Source organism: Anaerohalosphaeraceae bacterium (assembly GCA_037479115.1).
Lineage (GTDB): Bacteria > Planctomycetota > Phycisphaerae > Sedimentisphaerales > Anaerohalosphaeraceae > JAHDQI01.
This window is the reverse complement of the sequence record JBBFLK010000032.1, coordinates 18542-24708: the sequence shown is the minus strand read 5'-3', so window position 1 is coordinate 24708 and position 6167 is coordinate 18542. Positions and strand designations below refer to the sequence as shown.

Annotated in this window: 6 protein-coding genes; 1 reads left to right on the top strand and 5 read right to left on the bottom strand. The window is 57.7% G+C overall.

Annotation, left to right across the window (positions count from 1 at the left end):
• Window positions 1–409: GDSL-type esterase/lipase family protein (locus tag WHS88_11825; GenBank protein MEJ5260865.1), on the top strand; the 409-nt coding region annotated here is incomplete at its 5' end.
• Window positions 410–416: 7 nt separating this feature from the next.
• Here WHS88_11825 and nth read toward each other — a convergent pair.
• From nth to WHS88_11800, 5 genes are all read right to left on the bottom strand, one after another.
• Window positions 417–1097 carry an endonuclease III gene (gene nth, locus WHS88_11820; protein MEJ5260864.1) on the bottom strand — a complete coding sequence of 227 codons (681 nt, stop codon included), beginning with the start codon at window positions 1095–1097 and terminating at the stop codon, window positions 417–419.
• Window positions 1098–1112: 15 nt separating this feature from the next.
• Window positions 1113–2948: an asparagine synthase-related protein gene (locus WHS88_11815; GenBank protein MEJ5260863.1), complete on the bottom strand. Its 1836-nt coding sequence runs from the start codon at window positions 2946–2948 to the stop codon at window positions 1113–1115.
• 72 nt (window positions 2949–3020) lie between these two features.
• A complete protein-coding gene (locus WHS88_11810) occupies window positions 3021–4865 on the bottom strand; it encodes a cytochrome c biogenesis protein CcdA (protein ID MEJ5260862.1) in 1845 nt (614 codons plus the stop codon).
• Between the two features lie 60 nt (window positions 4866–4925).
• Window positions 4926–5267, bottom strand: a complete 342-nt coding sequence (locus WHS88_11805) for a hypothetical protein (GenBank protein MEJ5260861.1) — start codon at window positions 5265–5267, stop codon at window positions 4926–4928.
• 126 nt (window positions 5268–5393) lie between these two features.
• Entirely contained in the window at window positions 5394–5960 is a 567-nt protein-coding gene (locus tag WHS88_11800) for a flavoprotein (GenBank protein MEJ5260860.1), read from the bottom strand.
• Window positions 5961–6167: the final 207 nt, after the last annotated feature.

The following is a 6167-nucleotide window of genomic DNA, read 5'->3' as shown; positions in this document are numbered from 1 at the left end:
ACTAGCTGTGCTGATGATTGGGACGAATAATGCCGCTCGAGAACAGTATTCCGCCGAACAGATTGCTGACGGGATTCGGGCGATTGTCTGTATGCTGCGCGAGAAACTGCCCCGGACGAAGGTTTTGATTCTGGCGATTTTCCCGCGCGGTTCCGATGAACAGCGCAAGGACAAAACGCAGGATGCCTCTTACAATCCTCTGTGGGCCAAGAATGACCAGGTCAATCGAATGATTGCAAAATTGGCCGACGGGCGGAATGTTTTCTATCTGGACATCAACAAGGCCTTTCTCAATGAGCAGGGCGTCCTGACACGCCAGGTCATGCCCGACCTGCTGCATCCGGAGGAGAAGGGTTATCAGATTTGGGCGGAGGCGATGGACCCGACCTTCAGGCGGCTGTTGAAGTAAGGCCGGTTCAGACGGCCTTTCCGGCCGAAGGGCAGTACCGGGCAATCGGGCAGCCGGCGCAGTTAGGTTTCCGCGCCGTACAGCACGCCCGTCCGTGATAGACAATGCAGTGGCTGAACTGCGTCCAGCCGCCGTATCGTTCCTTCGGCACAATCTCCATCAGCTCAAACTCGAGCTTGACCGGGTCGGTCTGATTGGACAGGCCCAGCCGTTTGGCCAGCCGCAGCATATGGGTATCGCAGATAATCGCCGGCTTGCCGAAGCAGTTGCCCAGAATCACGTTGGCGGTTTTGCGTCCGACGCCGTTCAGCTGCAGCAGCTCCTCCATCGTGTCCGGCACCTTGCCGCCGAATTTTTCAAGAATGCTCCGGCAGGCCGCCTGGATGCTTTTGGCTTTGTTGTTGTAAAAACCGGTCGAGCGGATGTCCTCAGCCAGCTCCTCCAGCGGCACCTTCAGATAATCCTGCGGCGTGCGGTATTTCTTAAACAGCTCGGCCGTGACGATATTGACCCGGGCATCCGTACACTGAGCCGCCAGAATCGTCGCAATCAGAAGCTCCAGCGGGTTTTTGTAGTTCAGCGACACGGTCGCATCCGGATAGGTTTTCCGGAGTATGGGGAAGATTTTCAGGACCCGCTGTCGGGCCTGTTCCTTGTCGATAGCGGCTGTTTTTTGGCCGGAAGCCACGCGAAATCCTTTCCGTTATGAAGAAGCATGATGGAACCAGTAGAAGAGCGATACGAGCGTGCCGAACAGTTCGTCGCTGATGCCGGGACGTCCGAAGCGGTTTTGTCCGGCGGCGTATTCCGCGATAAACCGGCGGCATCCTTCAGGGTCAAATATCTCCCGCACCGCGGCGTTGGCATCCAGAATCTCGTTCATTTTTTTATGAAGTCGGGCATCTTTCTCAAAAACACCGACGGTGCTGGGCCGCAGCGAAGCGGGTTGATGCCAGAGTTTGGCGGTTAGAGGGAACGGGATTCGCCGGAAGACCGCCCGGGCGGCTTTTTTCCTCCAGGGCAGACGGTAGGTTTCCATTCTCCCGCTTAAAAGCTGTCCTGTATTGGCGTAGATAATATCCCGCAGCGTCGGCAGGCAGCGGGTAATCATATAGTGATAGAAATTTTTCTTGTAGAGCCACTCGGCCGGAATCCGCAGCATTTTTTCCACATACTCATATCCGAGATGAGGGCTGTCCCCGCTCACATCCGGGTGCGTGGAAGCCGGTCCGCAGAAGGTAAAACCCGCATTGAAATAGACCTGCGACCAGGCGGCGATTTTGTGGGCCGCCGTCGGCCCGCGCCGGCTCCGCAGCGATTCAACCATTTCCGCTTGCATCGGCCCGAACGCCTCCTCGACGGTTTCACGCCGGAAGACGCCTGTCAGCTCCTCTTTGGAAAACAGCCGCCGCTCGAGGGCATACAGCCGCAGCAGCCCGTCCGTCCAGACCGGCTCAATCTGATAAATGGAGCTGACGTAGTCGCCGGCTATCGGGTCTCCGCATCCGCCGCCGATGTTGTACCCCGTGGTGCGGCACATCCATTTGACCTTCTGCCAGCCCTTGAGGGGGTGGTGAAACGGCAGCAGTCCGCCGCACAGCCGGACGATTTCATCCGCCTCCTCGAAGGCCTCTTCCGCCGTCATCTGAACGACGTGATGTTCCAGTCCGAGCCGCTGACAGACCTGCCGGGCTGCCTTTACATCCGGTGTCTCGAGCACATCCGTGTTGTTGGAAAAGGTAAAGGCGGGCCATTTGCCGTACCGCACGGCCGCACCGGCGACCATTCGGCTGTCCATCCCGCCGCTCAGACTGATAAAGCCGGCCGACGAGCGGGCCATGCATCGGCCCACCGATTGCGCAAAGGTTTCAAACACGTCCTCCGCATACGAATCCGGTTCCAGGTCTTCGGACACATCATAGCCGAGATGCCAATAAGTTTTTTCCTGAATGCCTGCGGGGGATACAGAAAGACAGGTGGCCGGAAACAGCCGGCGCACGCCTTGGGTGTGCGTGCGGGGGCTGATTGTGTGCCCGTAGCAGGCAATCTGGAGAACCCCAACCGGGTCCGGTCGGGCCTTCTGCCCGCACAAATGAATCAGAAAGGTGATGTTGGAAGCAAACCAGAGTGTATCGCCGTCGAGCAGATAATAAAACGCTCTTGTGCCGTATCGATTGTTGACGATTTTGATTTGTGCCTGCCGCCGGTCAGCCAGGACCGAGACGAACTGTCCTTGACTGTTCTGAACCCGTTCGGCTGCCTGTTCGAGTGTCAATCCTTCCGCCCAGGCCGGCGGATAAGACAGGTCGTGGTAGCCCAGTGTCAAAATGAGCAGGTCCTGCGTTTGTCCAAAGAACAGCTGGGGCGGCTGCGTCTGTCGGTATTTGGCCAGCAGAACCGCCTGCGGCGTCTTCTCATAAATCAGCTCATACGGCTTTCCGCTGTCCTTCAGAAGGAGTGGATACGCCTTTATCTTTTCGAAACAAGCTTCTCCTTTTGGTTGTCCTTTCAGGCAGAAACAGCCCGCAATCAGACTCATCGGATTTCTTCCCTCAAACACCCCCCTGAAACGAATCTTACAGGAAACACATTGTTTTTTCAAGAGCATCGGTCAGGGAATCTGTCGGACGGCCTCCAGCAGCTGCTCGGGTTCAAAGATGCCGCGGAGTTTCAGCAGGGTTCGGGTTTTTGGATTGAGCAGGATGGTGACCGGCAGGTTGCCGGCCTCGCCGAAGACGCGTTTGAGGTCGCCGGAGGCCGGAAAATCCGCTTGGGTTGTATCGGCCTTGACGGTCAGGATATTCCGCTCGGACAGCAGTTTGGCGATGTCCGGCCGCTGATAGACCTTGCGCTCCACAATCTTGCAGTTTGTGCACCAGTCGGCGGTAAACTTAATCAGCACAACCTGTCCGTCTTCGAGGGCCTGTTCAATCCTGACGGCGTCATAGGGCTGCCAGTTCACAGCGGCGGGCGGTTCAGCGGGCAGGAGCCAAAAACCGCAGCCCGCCGCCACCAGCAGCGCCGCCGCCCGAACGGTTCTCCGCCGGCCGGCCGGAGTCACCGCCGAAACCCACTGTCCCCACATCCACACACAAAAGGCAAAAATCACGCCGTACAAAAGGACGTTAATCAGCCGCTCTTTGTCCAGAGCGGTCAGGGTAAATTTCACCGCCAGAATCAGCAGCAGAAACCCGCCGGTCTTTTTCATCAGGTCCATCCAGGGCCCCGGTTTGGGCAGCCGGTCGAGCAGCTTAGGCATGCTCACCAGCACCAGATACGGCAGGGCCATCCCCGTCCCCATCAGCACAATTGCGCTGCTGCCGACCGCGGGCGGCTGAGACTGCGCCCACACCAGCACCGCTCCCAGCAGGGCCCCGCTGCACGGAGTGCTCAAAAGTCCGGCAAAGAAGCCCATTCCGACGGAACCGAGGATTCCGCCGGCGGTCTGCTGCGGGCCGGCCAGCGAAGACGGCAGCGTAAACGAAATCACATCCAGAAACGCCAGCGCAAAAAACACCAGCAGCAGAAACAGGACAATCACGGCGTTCGGCTGCCGATACAGTGAGTTCAGATCAATCACAGCGCCGGTCGTCATCTGAATCAGCACCGCCAACACCGCAAACACGGCAAAAAACAGCACAATCCCGCCGCAGAAGGCCAGCCCGAGGGCAAAACGGCGGGCCGGCGATTCTTTGGCGTTGGCAATCAGACGCAGAATAATCAGCGGAAGAATCGGAAGCACACAGGGCATCAGGTTGATGGACAGACCGGCCGGAATCGCCAGCAGAAAGTAAAACAGGGACGTCCGACGTGTCGGCTGTCCGGCCGCATCTTCCGTCCAGCCCTCCAGCATCCCAGCCAGCGAAGACTCTGCTTGGGGCTGGGTGGGGATAAACACGCCGCCGGAATCCGCCTCCGTAATTTGCTCCAGTTTCGGCAGGCCGGACGAGTCGGCTGCGGGACGGAGCACACCCCGAAAAGTTTTGCGGAACGGCGTCAGACAGAGTTTGCTCGTGCAGGCCAGGCCGCTCAGCGTAATCTCCACCGGTCCGGAGGCCGTCTGAAACCCTGACTCAGCCGGCACAAAGATTTGAAAATTGCCTGCGAAGACTTCTACATCCTGATTGAGGGCTTCCTCCCGAAACAGACTGGGCGTCGGGAAGATGGGTTTGCCGAAGCGGATGCCTTCGGCGGATACAACGATTTTCAGCTCGACTCCGGGTGCCGGGGCCGTTTTGGCGGAGGCATAGTAGTGCAGGTCCTTTGTGCCGGCAAACTCCGCGACAATTCCAGGCCGGCCGTCCCGAATGTCCGTGTAAAACCGGACGGACGAACGCTCCAGTTCATATTGATAAATCAGAAAGAAATCCGCCGCCGCAGGACTGCCCAACAGGACGGCGGCTGTCAAAGCAGGCCAAAGCAAAATAAGGGCTCTCGTAGGGGTCCGATTCAGCATTTTGTATCTCCGGAAGACGGCAATAGATACGAAAACAGCCGACGGCAGGTTCCGACTTTTTTACGGGGAGGTTCGTTCGGCGGCAGGGGACTCGGACGGGAGCAGACGCTCTATTTTCCGGTTCAGCTCGTCCAGTTTTTTCTCGAGAGCGTCCAGTTTTTTCAAAAGGGCCTGATTATCCGCATCCATCTTCAACAGGTGCTGCTGAACCAGTGCCAGATACTGGTCGCTGAGCCGTTCATACGCCTCAATCATTCGCACCAGATCACTTTTGTAAGGCGGTACGGAAATCTCATATTCCCGGCTCCTTTCTGAAACGGCAGCAAAGGAAAGCAGCCCAATTGTTCCAAAAAGAACAAATAAAAAGAAAACAGATTTCGAGTTTGCAGTGAATGTCTTCATTTTTGTGCCTCCGCAGTAATGATAATTCTGTGTCTGTCGTCTCGTCAGAACAGCAGCAAATCTCGCCGCTGAGTATATCAATGAAAAGAAAGCGGAGGTACTGTTTTTTTTGAAGAAGGAGGCGGGTTATTTTTGAAAGAGTTGGGCAAGGGCATCGAGGATTTCCGCCGGCTCAGCCATTCGCCCGATGCCTTCGGTACCGCAGGCCAGACGGCCGGCGGCGGGCCCGACAAAGCGGATATTTCGTGTCGTGAGGGTTTGGACGTTCTGCCGGGTGGCCGGATTCGTCCACATTCGGGTGTTCATCGCCGGCGCCATCAGAATCGGCTTTTCCCAGCAGACGCACAGGGTTGTGCTCAACAGGTCGTCGCAAATCCCCGCGGCGGTTTTGGCCAGGATATCGGCGGTGGCGGGTGCAACAACCAGCGCATCCGCCCAGTCGGCCGTCTGGACATGTCCAATCTGGAACTCCTCCGGTGTCGACCACAGGTCGGTATAGACCGGCTGGCCGGTCAGGGCCTCAAAGGTCTTGGCGGTAATCAGTTTCTGAGCGGCCTCGGTGAGAATCGTTCGGACCGCCGCACCGGCGGAGGTGAGTTTGCTGGCCAAATCCGCCGCCTTGTACGCCGCTATTCCGCCCGACACGCCGAGCACAATCTTCTTATTCGCCAAAATGCTCAGGTCCGCCGCCATTGAAGGGATTCCTAAAATCTCATAAAGCCGTAAGTCCTTCCCGCAGTCTCTGTCCTTCCCGCAGCCTCTGTCATTCCCGCAGCCTCTGTCATTCCCGCGACCTCTGTCCTTCCCGCAGCCTCTGTCCTTCCCGCGACCTCTGTCCTTCCCGCAGCCTCTGTCCTTCCCGCAGTCTCTGTCCTTCCCGCAGCCTCTGTCATTCCCGCG